General features: G+C 62.1%; 16 protein-coding genes and 1 pseudogene. 15 read left to right on the top strand and 2 right to left on the bottom strand.

Annotation, left to right across the window (positions count from 1 at the left end):
* Window positions 1-208: 208 nt before the first annotated feature.
* The 10 genes from nagZ to NKH73_RS29655 all read left to right on the top strand — a co-directional run bounded on the left by nagZ (window position 209) and on the right by NKH73_RS29655 (window position 9,451).
* Window positions 209-1,228, top strand: a complete 1,020-nt coding sequence (nagZ, locus tag NKH73_RS29700; protein ID WP_352938424.1) for a beta-N-acetylhexosaminidase — start codon at window positions 209-211, stop codon at window positions 1,226-1,228.
* A gap of 59 nt (window positions 1,229-1,287) precedes the next feature.
* Window positions 1,288-2,088: a segregation and condensation protein A gene (locus NKH73_RS29695; RefSeq protein WP_352938435.1), complete on the top strand. Its 801-nt coding sequence runs from the start codon at window positions 1,288-1,290 to the stop codon at window positions 2,086-2,088.
* A complete protein-coding gene (scpB, locus tag NKH73_RS29690) occupies window positions 2,085-2,864 on the top strand; it encodes an SMC-Scp complex subunit ScpB (protein ID WP_352938421.1) in 780 nt (259 codons plus the stop codon). Before NKH73_RS29695 ends, scpB begins: the two co-directional genes overlap by 4 nt.
* A 179-nt stretch (window positions 2,865-3,043) precedes the next feature.
* Window positions 3,044-3,265, top strand: coding sequence for a twin-arginine translocase TatA/TatE family subunit (locus tag NKH73_RS29685; protein WP_352938419.1), 222 nt, complete (start codon window positions 3,044-3,046; stop codon window positions 3,263-3,265).
* A gap of 29 nt (window positions 3,266-3,294) precedes the next feature.
* The gene (gene tatB, locus NKH73_RS29680) at window positions 3,295-3,987 is read left to right on the top strand and encodes a Sec-independent protein translocase protein TatB (protein WP_352938416.1); all 693 of its coding nucleotides are present in this window, start codon (window positions 3,295-3,297) and stop codon (window positions 3,985-3,987) included.
* Between the two features lie 44 nt (window positions 3,988-4,031).
* Entirely contained in the window at window positions 4,032-4,841 is an 810-nt protein-coding gene (tatC, locus tag NKH73_RS29675) for a twin-arginine translocase subunit TatC (protein WP_352938432.1), read from the top strand.
* Between the two features lie 277 nt (window positions 4,842-5,118).
* The gene (gene serS / locus NKH73_RS29670) at window positions 5,119-6,423 is read left to right on the top strand and encodes a serine--tRNA ligase (RefSeq protein WP_352938413.1); all 1,305 of its coding nucleotides are present in this window, start codon (window positions 5,119-5,121) and stop codon (window positions 6,421-6,423) included.
* Window positions 6,423-7,181, top strand: a complete 759-nt coding sequence (gene surE / locus NKH73_RS29665) for a 5'/3'-nucleotidase SurE (protein WP_352938410.1) — start codon at window positions 6,423-6,425, stop codon at window positions 7,179-7,181. Before serS ends, surE begins: the two co-directional genes overlap by 1 nt.
* A complete protein-coding gene (locus tag NKH73_RS29660; protein WP_352938407.1) occupies window positions 7,178-7,843 on the top strand; it encodes a protein-L-isoaspartate(D-aspartate) O-methyltransferase in 666 nt (221 codons plus the stop codon). The genes surE and NKH73_RS29660 overlap by 4 nt, the downstream gene beginning before the upstream one ends.
* A gap of 117 nt (window positions 7,844-7,960) precedes the next feature.
* The gene (locus NKH73_RS29655; RefSeq protein WP_352938404.1) at window positions 7,961-9,451 is read left to right on the top strand and encodes a peptidoglycan DD-metalloendopeptidase family protein; all 1,491 of its coding nucleotides are present in this window, start codon (window positions 7,961-7,963) and stop codon (window positions 9,449-9,451) included.
* 187 nt (window positions 9,452-9,638) lie between these two features.
* Here NKH73_RS29655 and NKH73_RS29650 read toward each other — a convergent pair whose 3' ends face one another.
* Window positions 9,639-9,962 (bottom strand): hypothetical protein, encoded by a 324-nt coding sequence (locus NKH73_RS29650; RefSeq protein ID WP_352938401.1) that lies wholly within the window; start codon window positions 9,960-9,962, stop codon window positions 9,639-9,641.
* Between the two features lie 436 nt (window positions 9,963-10,398).
* Window positions 10,399-11,274 (bottom strand): ATP-binding protein, encoded by an 876-nt coding sequence (locus NKH73_RS29645; protein ID WP_352938398.1) that lies wholly within the window; start codon window positions 11,272-11,274, stop codon window positions 10,399-10,401.
* A gap of 264 nt (window positions 11,275-11,538) precedes the next feature.
* Here NKH73_RS29645 and yajC point away from each other — a divergent pair, with 264 nt between their 5' ends.
* The 5 genes and pseudogenes from yajC to NKH73_RS29620 all read left to right on the top strand — a co-directional run bounded on the left by yajC (window position 11,539) and on the right by NKH73_RS29620 (window position 17,038).
* Window positions 11,539-11,877: a preprotein translocase subunit YajC gene (yajC, locus tag NKH73_RS29640; RefSeq protein ID WP_008876289.1), complete on the top strand. Its 339-nt coding sequence runs from the start codon at window positions 11,539-11,541 to the stop codon at window positions 11,875-11,877.
* 50 nt (window positions 11,878-11,927) lie between these two features.
* Window positions 11,928-12,992: pseudogene (locus tag NKH73_RS29635) on the top strand (SecDF P1 head subdomain-containing protein); the annotation flags it as partial.
* 150 nt (window positions 12,993-13,142) lie between these two features.
* Window positions 13,143-15,695, top strand: coding sequence for a protein translocase subunit SecDF (gene secDF / locus NKH73_RS29630; RefSeq protein ID WP_352938395.1), 2,553 nt, complete (start codon window positions 13,143-13,145; stop codon window positions 15,693-15,695).
* 106 nt (window positions 15,696-15,801) lie between these two features.
* Window positions 15,802-16,191, top strand: a complete 390-nt coding sequence (locus tag NKH73_RS29625) for an Mth938-like domain-containing protein (protein WP_352938393.1) — start codon at window positions 15,802-15,804, stop codon at window positions 16,189-16,191.
* A 25-nt stretch (window positions 16,192-16,216) separates the two neighbouring features.
* Window positions 16,217-17,038 carry a phytoene/squalene synthase family protein gene (locus tag NKH73_RS29620; protein ID WP_502894118.1) on the top strand — a complete coding sequence of 274 codons (822 nt, stop codon included), beginning with the start codon at window positions 16,217-16,219 and terminating at the stop codon, window positions 17,036-17,038.
* The last annotated feature ends 40 nt before the right edge of the window (window positions 17,039-17,078 follow it).

Raw genomic sequence — 17,078 nt, 5'->3', positions numbered from 1 at the left:
CCCCCCCCCCCCCCCCCCCCCCCCCCCCCCCCCCCCCCCCCCCCCCCCCCCCCCCCCCCCCCACCCCCCCCCCCCCCCCCCCCCCGGCGCCCCCCCCCCCCCCCCCCGTTTCTCATGGAAGAGAGATCTTGTGTGTAAAAGATTTGGCGCAACCGCATGTGGTCCAAGTCGATTCCCTTTGTCGGCGTGACGTTCTAAACTCCTGTCTATGACCGAATCAAAAGCCATGATCCTCGGCTGCGCCGGGAAATCGCTCACACGCGACGAAATCAACTTCTATCGCAATGAATGCCCGTGGGGATTCATCCTGTTTGCGCGCAATATCAGCGAGACCGAGCAGATCCGCGATCTGATCGCCGCCATGCGCGACTGTATCGAGCGCCCGGACGCCCCGGTGTTCATCGACCAGGAAGGCGGCCGGGTGCAGCGCTTGCGGCCGCCGCTGGCGCCGAACTATCCGGCCGGCGGCGCGCTCGGCGCCTTGTGGCGTGACGACCACGACGCCGGCAACCGCGCCGCCTGGCTGATGGCGCGACTGCACGCCTTCGATCTCTCGCGCTATGGCATATCAGCGGATTGCCTTCCGGTGCTCGATGTTCCGATCGAGGGTGCCAGCGACGTCATCGGTGCGCGCGCCTATGGCAACGAGCCTCGTGCCGTCATCGAACTGGGTCGTGCGGCCGCTGAAGGGTTGATGTCGGGCGGCGTGCTGCCGGTCATGAAGCATATCCCCGGGCATGGACGGGCTTTTGCCGACACGCATTTCGAGCTTCCGACCGTCGATGCATCGATGAGCGACTTGCAGCGGCATGATTTCGCCCCGTTCAGGGAGCTCAATCATTTGCCGATGGCGATGACGGCGCATGTCGTCTACAGCGCGATCGACCCGAAGAACCCGGCCACGACGTCCGGCAAGGTGATCGACGAAATCATCCGCGGCGAAATCGGCTTCGACGGGCTGCTGATGAGCGACGATACCTCGATGAAGGCGCTTTCTGGGGATTTCCCGACAAAGGCGGCTGCGATCCTTGCGGCGGGCTGCGATCTGGTCCTTCACTGCAACGGCGTTTTCGAGGAGATGGCCGGCATTGCGTCGCGCACCACGGGGCTTGACGGCAAGTCGCTGGAGCGTGCCAAACGGGCATTGACCTATATAAAGGACCGCGACGCGGCTGAAGAAACCGAGATACGCGCCGAGTTTGCAACCTATTTCGACGCTGTGGCCTAGCATCAAGGGAACGGGAAGTGGCGGAAACATTGGACAGTAAGGCCGGCAAGGCCGCACCGATGGACCGCCTGTGGGCCGAGAATGACGATTCGAGGCTGACCGGCGATCCTGCGCTGGTCGTCGACGTCGCCGGTTTCGAAGGGCCGCTCGACCTTCTCCTGCATCTTGCCCGCAACCAGGAGGTCGATCTGTCGCGTATCTCGATCCTGGCGCTGGCTGAGCAATATCTGGCCTTCATCGAGAAGGTGAGGGCGCTCAGGCTGGAACTCGCCGCCGACTATCTGGTGATGGCGGCATGGCTGGCCTTCCTCAAGTCGAAGCTTTTGATCCCCAAGCAGCCTGGCGACGACGGTGAAAGCGGCGAGGAACTGGCAGCGGTGCTGCAATTCCGGCTGAAGCGGCTGGAAGCGATGCGCGACGCGGCGGCACGGCTGGTCAACCGCAACCGGCTCGGACGCGACGTGTTCGCGCGTGGTATGCCGGAAATGGTCATCGTCGAGAAACGCAACGCCTATTCGGCCTCGCTCTACGATCTGTTGACCGCCTATGCGCAGCAGCGCCAGAAACAAGCGGTCAACAATGTGACCATCGCCAAGCGCGGTGTGTGGTCGCTCAAGGACGCGCGCGACATCCTGAACAGGCTGATCGGCACGCTTGCAGACTGGACGGCACTGGACAGTTTCCTGGTCGAGTATCTGACCGGCCCGGACGAGCGGCGCACCGCGATCGCCAGTTCGTTTGCGGCCACGCTGGAACTGGTGCGCGAAGGCAAAATGGAAATGCGGCAGGACGAGGTGTTCGCGCCGCTCTATCTGCGCGGCCGTGCGCAAGGCATCAGGGCAGTCGAGGTGGCATCATGAGTGAACGCGCCAACGCTTCGGTCATTCCGTTCAAGGTCGACGACGAGACCGAAGAGGGCGTGCTCGCGGAGGCTCCGGCAGAAAGTCAGGCCCAGAACTTGCCCCAGAATCCCGGCGAGCGGCTGCATATGGCGGAGGCCGTGCGCATGGCCGAGGCGATCGTTTTCGCCAGCGCCGAGCCGGTCAGCGAAAAGCAGCTTGCCGCGCGCCTGCCCGACGGCATCAACATCGCCGCGGCGATGGCCGAACTGCAGCAGATTTATGCGCGGCGCGGCGTCAATCTGGTGCGCGTCGGCGATGCATGGGCGTTCCGCACCGCTGGCGACCTGGCTTTCCTGATGAGCCGCGACACGGTGCAGCAGAGGAAGCTCTCCCGCGCGGCGCTCGAAGTGCTGGCGATCATCGCCTACCACCAGCCGGTGACGCGCGCCGAGATCGAGGACATCAGAGGCGTCGAGACCTCGAAGGGCACGCTGGACACGCTGATGGAGACCGAATGGGTGAAGATGCGCGGCCGGCGCCGCACGCCCGGTCGTCCCGTGACTTACGGCACCACCGACATCTTCCTCGACCATTTTGCGCTGGAGGAGATCCGCGATCTTCCCGGCATGGAGGAATTGAAGGGCGCCGGGCTGCTTTCGGGCCGCATGCCATCGAATTTTTCCATTCCGATGCCGCCGGCCGATCCGGATGCGCTGACCGACGACGAGGATCCACTGACCGACATAGACCTCGAGGAACTCGGCCTGTTGACGCCGCGCGTCGAGGAAGATTGAGCACACCAGGCGTGCCGAAAGCCGTTGGTTTTTCGGGGCTGCGCCGATTGGTAGCGGGCTACGACGCCGAAAGTGCGTGACTTCGGCCATTCATTTATAAACTCTGTTGCGGTTGTGTTTGAATCCCGGCGCGAAAGCGCATAGATCATCGTCAGAGAAAACATTCGAGAGAGATTGTTATGGGTTCATTTTCGATTTGGCACTGGATGATCGTGCTGGTGATCGTGCTGCTGGTGTTCGGCCGCGGCAAGATTCCCGAGCTGATGGGTGACATGGCCAAGGGCATCAAGAGCTTCAAGAAGGGCATGGCCGACGACGATGTTGCCGAGGACAAGCGCACCGTCGAACACCGTGCCGACGAAACCGTTTCGGCAGTGAAGGAAAAGGCCAGTAAGGGCTGAGCCAAAACTTTTAGTCGGAACGTATCGCCATGTTCGACATCGGCTGGACCGAGATGCTGGTGATCGCGATCGTTATGATCGTGGTCGTCGGGCCCAAGGATTTGCCCAAGATGCTGCGCACTTTCGGCCGCACGACGGCAAAGATGCGCGGCATGGCAGCCGATTTCCAGAAACAGTTCAACGACGCGCTGAAGGAGGCCGAGCTTGACGATGTCAAGAAGTCGGTCGATTCACTCAGGAGCCTCAACCCGGCCGCCGAGATCAGAAAACAGCTCAATCCGTTCGAGCAGGCGGCAGCCGACGTGCGCTCCGGGGTGGACGCGGCGATGAAACCGAAGCCGGCTGTGGACCCGGCCTCGCCAGCGGCTTCGACGCCGCAGGACACCGAGCTGAAGAATGGCGCGACGGTGCTGCCTGATATCAATGCCCCGGAAGCGGTGTCGGCGCCGCCGACCTTTCCGGCGATGACCGATGAGTCGGTGGTGATGCAGACGCCTGTCGGGACGGCGCCACCGGCGACATCGCAAAAGACCTCGGCAGCTGAGAAGAAGGCTGCGCCAGCGAAAGCGACGCCGGCCGCGAAAGCCGCAGCGAAGCCAGCGGCAGCACCAAAACCTGCCGTGACAAAGGCCGCAGCTAAAAAGGTCGAGCCGAAGCCTGCACCGGCAGTGGTGAAGAAGCCGACTGCAGCCGCCAAAAAGGCGGCGGGAGCCGCCAAGTGAGCGTTTCGGAAAAGGACGAGATCGAACAATCGGCGGCTCCGCTGATGGAGCATCTGATCGAGTTGCGCCGGCGGCTGATGTGGTCGATCGGCGGGTTCTTCGTCGCCTTCCTGTTCTGCTTCTTCTTCGCCAAGCAACTGTTCAACCTGTTGGTCATTCCGTTCAAATGGGCGACCCAATGGGCAGGGCTCGACCCGCATAAGGTCGAGCTGATCTACACGGCGCCGCAGGAATTCTTCTTCACCCAGGTCAAGCTTGCGATGTTCGGCGGCATGGTGATCGCCTTTCCGCTGATCGCCACCCAGATCTACAAATTCATCGCGCCCGGCCTCTACAAGAACGAGCGCAACGCTTTCCTGCCGTTCCTGATTGCTTCGCCGGTCCTCTTCCTGATGGGCGCGTCGCTGGTCTATTTCTTCTTTACGCCGATGGTGATGTGGTTCTTCCTCGCCATGCAGCAGGCCGGCACCGACGATCAGGTGCAGATTTCGCTGCTGCCGAAAGTATCGGAATATCTCAGCCTGATTATGACGCTGATCTTCTCCTTCGGCCTGGTGTTCCAGTTGCCGGTGGTGACCAGCCTGATGGCACGGGTCGGCATGCTGTCGTCGCAGGCGTTGGTCGAAAAGCGCAAATGGGCGATCGTCATCGCCTTCGTCGTCGCGGCCATTCTGACACCGCCCGACCCGATAAGCCAGATCGGCCTCGCCATCCCCACGATCATTCTCTACGAGGTCTCGATCTGGTCGGCCCGGCTGATCGAGCGCAGCAAGGAACGGGAACGCCTGGCGCGCGAGAAGCGGGAGGCCGCAGAAGAGGTGGCCGAAAAGCCCGCTGACGTGTCGTCGGCGTAGGCTGGCCCGGAAGCTTTTATCTTAGGCTTGCGGGACAGCGCCCCCCTCTATCCTGCCGGACATCTCCCCCACAAGGAGGGAGATTGGCAGCTTTGCCGACGGCTCATTTCTTTAGCGCTGGGGGTTGGCGAAAGCCGCAGTGACGGCCGATCTCCCCACCCGTGGGGGAGATGTCCGGCAGGACAGAGGGGGGCGCGAAGGAACTCGACCTTGACGTCTTGCATAGATCAAAGATGCGGTTTACGCCCTCGGACCTAGCTCAGGAGCGTTCAAGACCATGCTTGACATCAAATGGATTCGCGACAACCCGAAGGCCCTAGTCGAGGCGCTCAAGAAGCGCTCGTGGTCACCTGAGGACGCGCAGTCCACTGTCGATGACCTGATCGCCAGCGACGAGGCGCGGCGCGAACATCTGACCGAGCTGCAGACCAGGCAGGAGCGCCGCAATGCCGCCTCGAAAGAGATCGGCAACGCCATGCGTTCGGGCGACGCCGCTCTTGCCGAAAAACTCAAGGCCGAAGTCGGCGAGATCAAGACCTTCATCCAGAACGGCGAGGCGCGCGAGCGCGAGTTCGACAAGGCGCTGAACGATGCATTGGCCGTGCTGCCCAATGTGCCGCTCGACGACGTGCCGGTCGGCAAGGACGAGGACGACAATGTCGTCAAGCGCACCGTCGGTAAGGTACCGACCCGCCCGAACTGGGTGAAGGAGCATTTCGAGATCGGCGAAGCGCTCGGCATGATGGATTTCGAGCGGGCTGCGAAGCTGTCCGGCTCGCGCTTCACGGTGCTGAAAAGCGGACTGGCTCGGATGGAACGCGCCCTTGGCCAATTCATGCTGGATTTGCACACGACCGAACATGGCTACGAAGAAATCCAGCCGCCGCTAATGGTGCGCGACGAGGTTCTTTTCGGTACCAATCAGCTGCCGAAATTCGAGGAGGACCTGTTCTTCGCCCCGCATGGAGACGGCAGGCTTGGCCTCATCCCGACCGCCGAAGTGCCGCTGACCAATCTTGCGCGGGAAGAAATCACCCCGCATGAAAAACTGCCGCTGCGCTACACCGCGCTGACGCCCTGCTTCCGTTCGGAAGCCGGCTCGGCCGGGCGCGATACGCGCGGCATGCTGCGTCAGCACCAGTTCTACAAGGTCGAGCTGGTGTCGATCACCGACCAGGACTCCTCGCTTGCCGAGCACGAGCGGATGACCGAATGCGCCGAGGAAGTGCTGAAGCGGCTCGGCCTGCCGTTCCGCACCATGACGCTGTGCACGGGCGACATGGGCTTTGGCGCGCGCAAGACCTATGACATCGAGGTCTGGCTGCCTGGCCAGAACGCCTATCGCGAGATTTCGTCCTGCTCGGTGTGCGGTGATTTCCAGGCGCGGCGCATGGACGCCCGCTACAAGGACAAGGACGGCAAGGGCAACCGCTTCGTCCACACGCTGAACGGCTCCGGCACCGCCGTTGGCCGGGCTCTCATTGCTGTCATCGAAAACTATCAGAATGAGGATGGCAGCGTAACCATTCCTGAAGCGCTTCGGCCTTACATGGGCGGTCTGGAAAAGATCGAATCAAAATAGTGCGCATCCTCCTGACCAATGATGACGGCATCCATGCCGAGGGCCTTGCATCGCTCGAACGCGTCGCGCGCACGCTGTCGGACGATGTCTGGGTGGTGGCGCCGGAGCAGGACCAGTCCGGCTACGCGCATTCGCTGTCCATCTCGGAGCCGCTGCGTCTGCGCAAGATCGGCGAAAAGCACTTTGCCGTGCGTGGCACGCCGACTGATTGCGTCATCATGGGCGTGAAGAAGATCCTGCCGGGAGCACCCGACCTGATCCTGTCCGGCGTCAATTCCGGCGCCAACATCGCCGACGACGTCACCTATTCGGGCACTGTCGCCGGCGCCATGGAAGGCGCGCTGCTGGGCGTGCGCTCGATCGCGCTCAGCCAGGCCTATTCCTATGTCGGCGAGGATCGCGTCGTTCCCTATGAGACCACCGAGGCGCTGGCGCCGGCGCTACTCAAAAAGCTTGTCGCCATGCCGCTGCCGGACGGCGTGCTGCTCAACGTCAATTTTCCCAATTGCGCGCCAGAAGAGGTCGCTGGCACGGTGGTCACCTCGCAGGGCAAGCTTGTCCACAGCCTATGGGTCGACGAGCGCCGCGACGGCCGCGGACTCCCCTATTATTGGCTGCGCTTCGGCCGCGAGCCGGTCGAGGGCAAGCAAGGCACCGACCTCTACGCCCTGCGCAACCGGCTGGTGTCGGTGACGCCGCTGCAGCTCGATCTCACAGCCCATGAAATCCGCGATCAACTGACCAAGGCGCTCGCATGAACCTGAACCACAGCCCGACGCTCGACGACCGCGAAGGCTTCGCCGCCTTCCTGCTACGCTTGCGTGGCAGGGGCACGGTGCCGAAGGCGCTGATCGCCGCCTTCGAGGCGACGCCGCGGCGCGGCTTTCTCGCCGCGCAGTTCCATCCGCTTGCCTGGTCGGACCGGATGCTGCCGATCGAATGCGGCGAGGCGATCGAGGGCGCCGACCTGCAAGCCGCGGTGATCGCGGCACTTGCCATCGAGCCGGGCAACCGCGTGCTGGAGATCGGCACCGGGTCGGGCTACACGGCGGCGGTGATGTCGCGGCTTGCCGCGCGGGTCGTCACCATCGACCGCTACAAGACGCTGGCCGAGCAGGCCAAACAGCGCTTCGAGGCGCTCGGCATCGGCAATGCCATCGTGCGCCAGGCGGACGGCTCCAACGGACTGGCTAATGAAGCGCCGTTCGATCGCATCGTCGCATGGGCGGCGTTCGACAGTCTGCCGCGCTTCCTGCTCGACCAATTGTCGAGCGGCGGCATCGTCATCGCTCCGATCGGACCCGAGGAGGGCGAGCAGGTGCTGGCCAAACTCACCAAGGTCGGCAGCCGCTTCGACCGCGAGGACATCGGCCTGGTCCGCCTGCAGCCGATCCTGCGCAGCGTAGCCGCGGTCATCTAAGCCGAGCCTTAAATATTTTAAGAAAATTTGCGTCTGAATTTAAAGGTTTAACCGACCGGTAACATTAACGCGCTTTAATCACGGTCAGTCTGTACCGGGTATCTGCGGGTAAATGTGATGCAATTCAGTGTTTTGAAGGCAAACGGACGCAACCTGGCACGCGGTTTCGCTGTCCTTATGGTTGCGGGCACCGCGGCGGGATGCAGTTCCCAGGTCTCGCGGTTCAACAGTGTCGATGACGTCTTCACCTCCTCGACCAACAACCAGCGCACCATCATCGACAAGCAGAACGCCGCCCAGCCTTATCCCGGCGATGCCCCGGTTTCGGCCGCGCCGATCGACGGCAGCCATACCCAGTCGGTCAGCCGCTCAAGCCTCGAACCGGTGACGACGCAGCAATTGCCGCCGGTCAGCCAGTCACAGCCAGCTCCCGCGTTGGCGCCGGCCCGCGCCGCTTCGGCGCCGCCGGTCGACCGGACCGCAACTGGGACAGTGGCAAAGCCGTTCAAAGACGCGCAGCCTGACGCTCCGCGCATGGCGACGGCGGGCAGCCAACCGCGTGCCACCGAGATCATCGTCAAGGACGGCGAGACCATTTCCGGCCTGTCGCGGCGCCACGGCGTGCCCGCCGACGCGCTTATGAAGGTCAATGGGCTGAGCGAGACCAACGGGCTGAAGGCCGGCCAGAAGCTCGTCATCCCGGCCTACGCCTATTCGGGCAAGAAACCGGCGCCGAAGCTCGCCGACGCCAAGCCTGCGAACGACACCAAGCGCGATTTGCCGGCCAAGGCGCCGGAGATGGTGGCTGTGCTGCCGCAGCAGCCGAAGCTCAAGGAGGGCAAGTCCGCCGCGCAGCTGGACGCCTCGGCCGCAGCAAACCAGCCGAAGGACGGAAAAGCCGCGCCCAAGGCGACTGGCGCTGGTGGCACCTATACCGTCGAGCAGGGTGATACGCTGTCGGCGATCGCCAGGAAGACCGGCGTCGGCGTGGCAGCATTGAAGCAGGCGAACGGCATGCAGGACGGCCTGCTCAAGATCGGCCAGACCCTGAAGGTGCCGGCCGGCGGAACCGCGACGGTTGCCAGCGCCAAGCCGGCAAAGGTCGATCCGGTAACGACAGCCACCACCCCGCCTGCGGCAAAGACCACGCCGACGGAAACGCTTGCTTCCTACACACCGCCGAAAAAGGATGCGAAGGTCATCCAGCAGGCCGAGGACGACGATGCGGTCGCGCCCAACGCAACCGGCATCGGCAAGATGCGCTGGCCGGTGCGCGGCCGGGTGATCTCCGGCTTTGGTGGCGGCAAGGACGGTGTCGACATCGCCGTGCCGGAAGGAACGCCGGTCAAGGCAGCCGAGAACGGCGTCGTCATCTATGCCGGAGATGGCCTCAAGGAATTCGGCAATACGGTTCTGGTGCGCCACGAGAACGGGTTGGTCACGGTCTACGGCCACGCCCGTTCGATCGAGGTCCAGCGCGGCCAGAAGGTCAAGCGCGGCCAGGAAATCGCGCAGTCCGGCATGAGCGGCACCACCGACTCGCCGAAACTGCATTTCGAAGTCCGCAAGAATTCGGCGCCGGTCGATCCTTCGACCTATCTCGAATAAAGAAAGTCGATCCTTCGACCTATCTCGAATAGAAGAAGAAAAGCGATTGCGAGCCGCCTGACCTCCAGTCCGGCCCGCCGGCTCAGCCCGCCCTGCCAAGGGGCGGGCTTTTTCAGTGAGTGAGCGCGCGCATTGCCTGACCGCGGCCGTCTACCAACAATGTGACAATCCCGTAGGGCGAAAACAATTACTGTCGATGGAAATCTTCGATGTCGTCGAGAACGGTGATTGTGACCATGACGTTGAGTGGTGTGTTCCAGTCTACGTGGAGTAGGAATTCCACCCCGCCAGCCTCACCGCCGAGACCGTGGGCACCAACGTTGGACACCCATATCGGAGCCGCCCCTAAGTGCGGGCGGTGACTGCCGTCAAGGCTTGGCCCGAGTGGTCCCGATTGCCATTCGGCAGCGGTAATGATTACTGCAGACTTTATGTTGATCGCAGGCCAATTGAAGTTTATCCTCGTCACTCCTTGCATGTTCGAATAGAATATTCTGGTGGAACGGGCCATTGTTTTCAACTCCTTGCAAGATTTATTGATTCTTCGTTCGGGGTGCAGCAACCATATCGAGACATGGAACTACAGTAACAGCTATACTTAGATTGGAAGCGGACTTACGTATGGCTTACGCGTCCGATCACAGGCTCGTGATCTGCAGAGAGCAGAATCGTTCCTACAGCCGATAGTTGAGCGCACACCTCGGCTTCGTTCCCGCCGAGACCACTGGGGAACTGGCGACTGAGGTCATGCCACGGCGAAGGCTCCATGTTGGCGAGCGCTGCCGGGGAAACTTGAATGCGGTTGCCGTCGCGCCCGCGCATGAAGGCGTGGCGCTTGCAGGCATAGGTCACCTACGGCAGCGACGGATTCGGCCGTGTTTGCGTCTGGTGTCGGCGAGCTTGGTCCATGCCATGCGGACCGGGGGCCAAGTCAATAACTGCGCACATCAATCCTTGAGCGATTTGCCGAGCCGGCCTGCCAGATCCTGGGTGAACTGCCAGGCGACGCGGCCCGAACGGCTGCCGCGCGTCGTCGCCCATTCCAGCGCCTCCGCGCGCAGCGTCTTGGGATCGATGGCAAGGCCATGATGGCTGACATAGCCGTCGATCATGTCGAGATACTCGTCCTGCGAGCATTTGTGGAAGCCGAGCCAGAGGCCGAAACGGTCGGACAGCGAGACTTTTTCCTCGACAGCCTCCGACGGGTTGATGGCGGTCGAGCGCTCATTGTCGATCATGTCGCGCGGCAAAAGGTGGCGCCGGTTCGAGGTGGCATAGAAGATGACATTGGCCGGGCGGCCTTCGACGCCGCCTTCGAGCGCCGCCTTCAGCGACTTGTAGGAGGTGTCGTCATGGTCGAAGGAGAGGTCGTCGCAAAACAGGATGAAACGGTAAGGTGCTGCTTTCAGCAAATTCATCAGCTTCGGCAGCGTGTCGATGTCCTCGCGGTGGATCTCGATAAGCTTGAGCGGCAGGTCCAGCTTAGCCGACGCATTGATCGCCGCATGCACTGCCTTGACTAGCGAGGACTTGCCCATGCCGCGCGCGCCCCACAACAGCACGTTGTTGGCTGCGTAACCGGAAGCAAAGCGTTCGGTGTTGTCGACCAATATGTCGCGGACGCGGTCGACGCCGCGGATCAGCCCGATGTCGACGCGGTTGACCTTGCGCACCGGCTCCAGATGGCCGGGATCGGCCTGCCAGACGAAGCAATCGGCCTCGCCGAGGTCGGTTTCCGGCACCGGCGGCGGGGCGAGGCGGGCGACTGCCTCGATCAGGCGGTCAAGCTTCTTGTTCAGAACTTCGATGGTGCTGTCGCTCATTTTATCTTGCACTCAGGAGGATATGACACGGAACCTACTTGGTTCCGGCGTTTCGGAACCAGTTCCAACCTTTTGTTAGAGCGTGATCTTTTCCGAAAACCGGGCTTCGTTTTCGGGAACATGCTCTAACACGGCTCAACCAGCCGGAAAAGCAGCCGAAATGCCTGACCGCAGTTGCATTGGCAACTTTACCGACTATATTCCGGCGAAATTTCACGGGGCGGCCAAATTGGCGGCTGGTTTTCAAAATTCAGGAGTACTTCGATGTTCGTGACACCGGCATACGCTCAAGGCGTCGGCGCCTCCCCGGATATGTTCATCAGCATTTTGCCGTTTGTCCTGATTTTCGTGATCATGTATTTTCTGATCATCCGGCCGCAGCGCACGCAGTTGAAGAAGCGCGGCGAGATGCTGGCGGCAGTTCGCCGCGGCGATACTGTCGTCACTGGCGGCGGCTTCGTCGGCAAGGTGACCAAGGTGATCGACGACAATGAGCTTGAGATCGATCTCGGCGGTGGCACCAAGGTAACGGCGCTGCGCTCGACGATCGCCGATGTGCGCGTAAAGGGCGAGCCGGTGGCGAACCAGAACGCCAAGAAATAGCCGGATGTCGGCGGAACGATCCGCGGATACGCCCTCACGGACGACGCCATTTGCTGTATTTTTCGCGCTTCAAGATGACTCTGATCTGGGTGGCCGTGGCCATCGCAGGGGTTCTTGATGCGCCCAGTCTTTTCGCCGCCGGTCCGCTCGCCAAGCAGCCGGACTGGATACCGAAACTCCACATGGCGGTCGGCCTCGATCAGCAAGGCGGTTCGCATATCCTGCTTAGTTTGGATCTAGACGATTTGATCCGGGGCAGGCTGGAGACGACACGAGATGAAGTCCGCTCTCTGCTGCGTTCCGCCCGCATTGGCTATACCGGCCTTGCCAGGTCAGGACGCACGGTTCAGGTCCTCATCTCGGATACCACGCAGGTTGATGCCGCCAAGACGGCGTTGAAAACATTGACAGATCTAGTCGCCGCCGCCGGCGCTCTCCAGGAGGTGACAGTAGATGAGTCCGAGCCGGGGTTGCTCAAATTCACGGTAACTGACGCGAGCATCAAACGTCACATCTCAACGGCGCTTGCGCAGTCGATTGAGGTCATCAAACGTCGTCTCTACGAACTCGGTATCGCCGAACCGATCGTGCACCAGCAAGGCGACGACCGTATCCTGGTTCAAGTGTCGGGCTTGGAAGACCCGGAAAGGCTGAACGAAATCCTCGGCCGGACCGCCAAGCTGACCATCCAGATGATCGATCACTCGATGACAGTGCAAGATGCGCTCAGTGACCGACCTCCGGCGGGATCCTCGGTTCTGTATTCGCAGGATGATCCGCCGGTTCCGTATCTGATCGAGGACCGCGTCATCGTTTCGGGCGAAAATCTCCTCGACGCGCAGGCGACGTACAATTCTCAGACGGATGAGCCGGTGGTTTCGTTCACCTTAGATTCCAAGGGAGCGGAACGCCTCGGTCGGGCAACCTCACAGAATGTCGGCAAGCTGATTGCCATTGTCTTCGACGATCAGGTGATTTCGGCGCCGCTGATCCGCGAGCCTATCCTCGGCGGTGCTGGCCAGATATCGGGCAACTTCACGGCTCAGAACGCCAAAGATATTGCCGTGCTTTTGCGCGCAGGTCCCTTGCCGGCAAGATTGACAATAGTTGAAGAAAGCCCGATGGCAGCACCCAAGTGAACTGCCTTGTGCCCGACATGACCTGTGTGCGCACCCAAGGCGAGCCGGTGGCGAACCAGAACGCCCAGAAATAACCCAATTCCAGGCGGAACGATCCGCCAGAATGCCCCTGACGGACGACGCCATATGCTTTACTTCTCGCGCTTCAAGATGATCCTGATCTGGCTGGCCGTGGCCGTCACAGTGGTCCTCGCTGCGCCCAACCTTTTCTCTGCCAGCACACTGGCCCAGCTTCCCAGCTGGGTGCCGAAGCGTCAGATGACACTCGGCCTCGATCTGCAGGGCGGCTCGCATATCCTGCTCAGGATGGATCCGAACGATCTGATCAAGGATCGGCTGGAGACGACGCGCGACGAAATCAGGACGCGGCTGCGCGACGCCAAGATCGGCTACACCGGCCTTTCCGGATCAGGCCGGGCCGTGCAGGTCCGCATCACCGATCCCGGCCAGGTCGATGCCGCCAAGGCGGCGCTGAAGACACTGACCGACCCGGTGGCCGCCGGCCTGTTCAGCGGCGGCTCCATCCAGGAGATGTCGCTGGATGATTCCGAGCCCGGCCTGCTCAAATTCACTGTTACCGATGCCGGCATCAAATACCGCACGTCCGCGGCGCTGACGCAGTCGATCGAAGTTGTCGGCCGCCGCGTCAACGAACTCGGCACCACCGAGCCGATCGTGCAACGTCAAGGCGACGACCGCATTCTTGTCCAGGTGCCTGGCCTGCAGGATCCGCAGAGGTTGAAGGACATTCTTGGCCAGACCGCCAAGCTGACCTTCCAGATGGTCGACCAGTCGATGCCGGTGCAGGATGCGCTCAACGGCCGTCCGCCGGCGGGATCCTCGGTGTTGTATTCGCAGGATGATCCACCGGTTCCGTATCTGATCGAAAACCGGGTCATCGTTTCGGGTGAAAATCTCGTCGATGCGCAGGCAACATACAATTCCCAGACCAACGAGCCGGTGGTTTCGTTCACCTTCGATTCCAAGGGAGCGGCGCGTTTCGGCCAGGCCACCTCGCAGAATGTCGGCAAGCTGTTCGCCATTATCCTCGACAATCAGGTGATTTCGGCGCCGCAGATCCGGGAGCCGATCCTTGGCGGCAGCGGCCAGATTTCGGGCAATTTCACCGCCGAGAGCGCCAACGACTTGGCCGTGCTGTTGCGGGCCGGCGCGCTGCCGGCGACGCTGACGGTCATCGAGGAGCGCACGGTAGGCCCGGGCCTTGGCGAGGATTCCATCCGCGCCGGCAAGATTGCCGGCGTGATCGGCTCCGTCCTCGTCGTCGTGTTCATGTTCGTGGCCTATGGCTTTCTCGGCATCATCGCCAATATTGCGCTGGTGGTGCATGTGGGCATGATCATCGCGGTGCTGTCGTTGCTCGGTGCGACGCTGACATTGCCCGGCATCGCCGGCATCGTGCTGACCATCGGCATGGCGGTCGATTCAAACGTTCTCATCTACGAGCGCATCCGCGAGGAGCGGCGAAACGGTCGGTCGGTCATCCAGGCGATCGACACGGGTTTTTCGAAAGCGCTGGCGACCATCGTCGATTCGAACGTCACCTCGCTGATCGCGACCGTAGTGCTGTTCTGGCTCGGGACCGGGCCGGTGAAGGGCTTTGCCGTAACCTTCGCCATCGGCATCCTGACCACCGTCTTCACCGCCTTCACCTTCACCCGGTTGCTGGTATCGATCTGGCTTCGCCGCGCCCGCCCGAAGGAGTTGCCGCGCGCGCCGGTGACCTTCGTCCCGCCGGGCACGAGAATTCCGTTCATGGGCATTCGCCGCTGGACGTTCGCGCTGTCGAGCGCGCTTTCGATCCTGGCGGTCGTGGCGTTCATGACGGCCGGCATCAATTACGGCATCGACTTCAAGGGCGGTTCGCTGCTCGAGGTCCAGGCCAAGGATGGCACCGCCGATCTTGCCGACATTCGCGGTAGGCTTTCGGAGCTCAACATCGGCGAAGTGCAGGTGCAGCAGTTCGGCGACCCGAATGATGTGCTGATTCGCGTCGGCACGCAGGATGGCGGCGAGAACGCCGAACAGACCGTCATCGACAAGGTGCGCGGCGAACTGCAGGACGATTACGATTTCCGCCGCGTTGAGGTGGTGGGACCGACGGTTTCCGGCGAGCTTGCCAAGCAAGGCACCATCGCCATGCTCATCGCACTGCTCGGAATCCTGATCTATGTGTGGTTCCGCTTCGAATGGCAGTTTGCGGTCGGCGCCATCATCGCGACGGTCCACGACGTGGTCATGACGATCGGTTTCTTCGTCATTACCGGCCTCGAATTCAACCAATCGTCGCTCGCAGCGATACTCACCATCATCGGCTATTCGCTCAATGACACGATCGTCGTCTATGACCGTGTTCGCGAGGATCTGCGAAAATACAAGAGGATGCCGCTGCCACAATTGTTGAACAACGCCATCAACGAGACGCTGTCCAGAACGACGCTGACCTCGGTGACGACGATGCTTGCGCTGCTGGCGCTGGTGCTGTTCGGCGGCGAGGTGATCCGCTCGTTCACGCTGGCGATGCTGTTCGGCGTCATCTTCGGAACCTATTCGTCGATATTCATTGCCGCGCCACTGCTCATCCTGTTCAAGCTGCGGCCGCAGGCCGCGACATCCGATGAGGAGAGGTCGGTGGGCGGCGGCAAAGCCGTGGCAACCTGACGGGGTTGCCGCGCTGGAAACATCTATTTGCTAGTGATCCCTATGGTTCTAACATTCGCAAACGACGCTGTTGGAATGGGACGCGAATGTTAGAATTGGGCCACTAGTGGCAAAAGGCATCGTCATCCGCGAAGCGCATTTCCCCGGCCGTGCGCCGATCGAGGCCTACGGTAATGGCGGATTCCGTTTCGCCGACATGTCGCATCGCGGCTCGCTTCTGTGCTTGCCTTCCGGCATCTATGGCTGGGAGCCGGCCGATCCCCTGGCGCTGACGGCGGCGGATTTCGCCAAGCTGCTCAACGAGGTCGACAAGGTCGAGATCCTGCTGGTCGGCGCCGGCAAGGACCTCAAGCCGTTGCCGGCGGCGTTGCGTGCCGCGCTGAAGGCGGCGGGCATTGCGGCCGATCCGATGTCGACTGGTGCTGCCGTGCGGACCTACAATGTTCTTCTGGCGGAAAACCGTGCGGTGGCCGCCGCGCTGATTGCCGTCGAGTGACGTGACCGAAAACGCCAAAATCGTCATGGAAACGGTGCGAGCTGCCGACCATGACCGCTATGTTTCCGCGCTCTATGCGCCTGAAGACAAGCGTGACGCACTTTTTTCGCTTTATGGCTTCAATGCCGAGATATCAGGCATCCGCGACCGCATCCGCGAGGCACTGCCCGGCGAAGTGCGGCTGCAATGGTGGCGCGATGTCATCGCAGCCGAGGACGATGGGGCAGGCACCGGCCATCCTGTCGCGGATGCGTTGAAGGCGACGATTGCCGCCCACCGGCTGCCGAAACTGGCGTTCGAGAACATGCTCGAAGCGCGCGTCTTCGATCTCTATGACGACCCGATGCCGTCGCGCACCGATCTGGAGGGGTATTGCGGTGAGACGGCAGCAGCGCTCATCCAGCTGGCGGCGATGGTGCTTGATCCGGCTGAAGCGCCGCGTTTCGCCGAGCTTGCGGGCAGGGCAGGCTGCGCCCAGGCGATGACCGGCCTTTTGCTGCTGCTGCCGCAGCACCGCAAGCGTGGGCAGTGCTTTGTCCCGGCCGACATTCTGGCGGCGGCAGGGTCGTCGCCGGAAGAGTTCGTTGCGGGCGATGGTGGGTCTGGAGCGCAACGCGCTGTCGCGGCGATGATCGCACTGGCGCGGGAACATCTAGCCGCTTTCGAAAGCGGCGCATCGGCTTTGCCGGTTTCGCTGCGCTCGGCATTTCTGCCGCTGGCCCTCTCGCGCGCCTATCTCGGCAAGATGGAAAGTCATTCGCCGCTCGATGGCGCGGCGCGGCTGTCGGCTATACGACGGCATTGGCTGCTGTTCCGGTGCGCAACGCGAGGCTGGCCGGACGCCTGAACGCGGCCAAGTACGAAGGAATCCAGAAAGCCGGAACGAC

This window comes from Mesorhizobium sp. M0938, assembly GCF_040319125.1.
Taxonomy (GTDB): Bacteria; Pseudomonadota; Alphaproteobacteria; order Rhizobiales; family Rhizobiaceae; genus Mesorhizobium; species Mesorhizobium robiniae.
The sequence above is the reverse complement of the archived record's forward strand: the minus strand, read 5'-3'. Positions and strand labels throughout refer to the sequence as shown.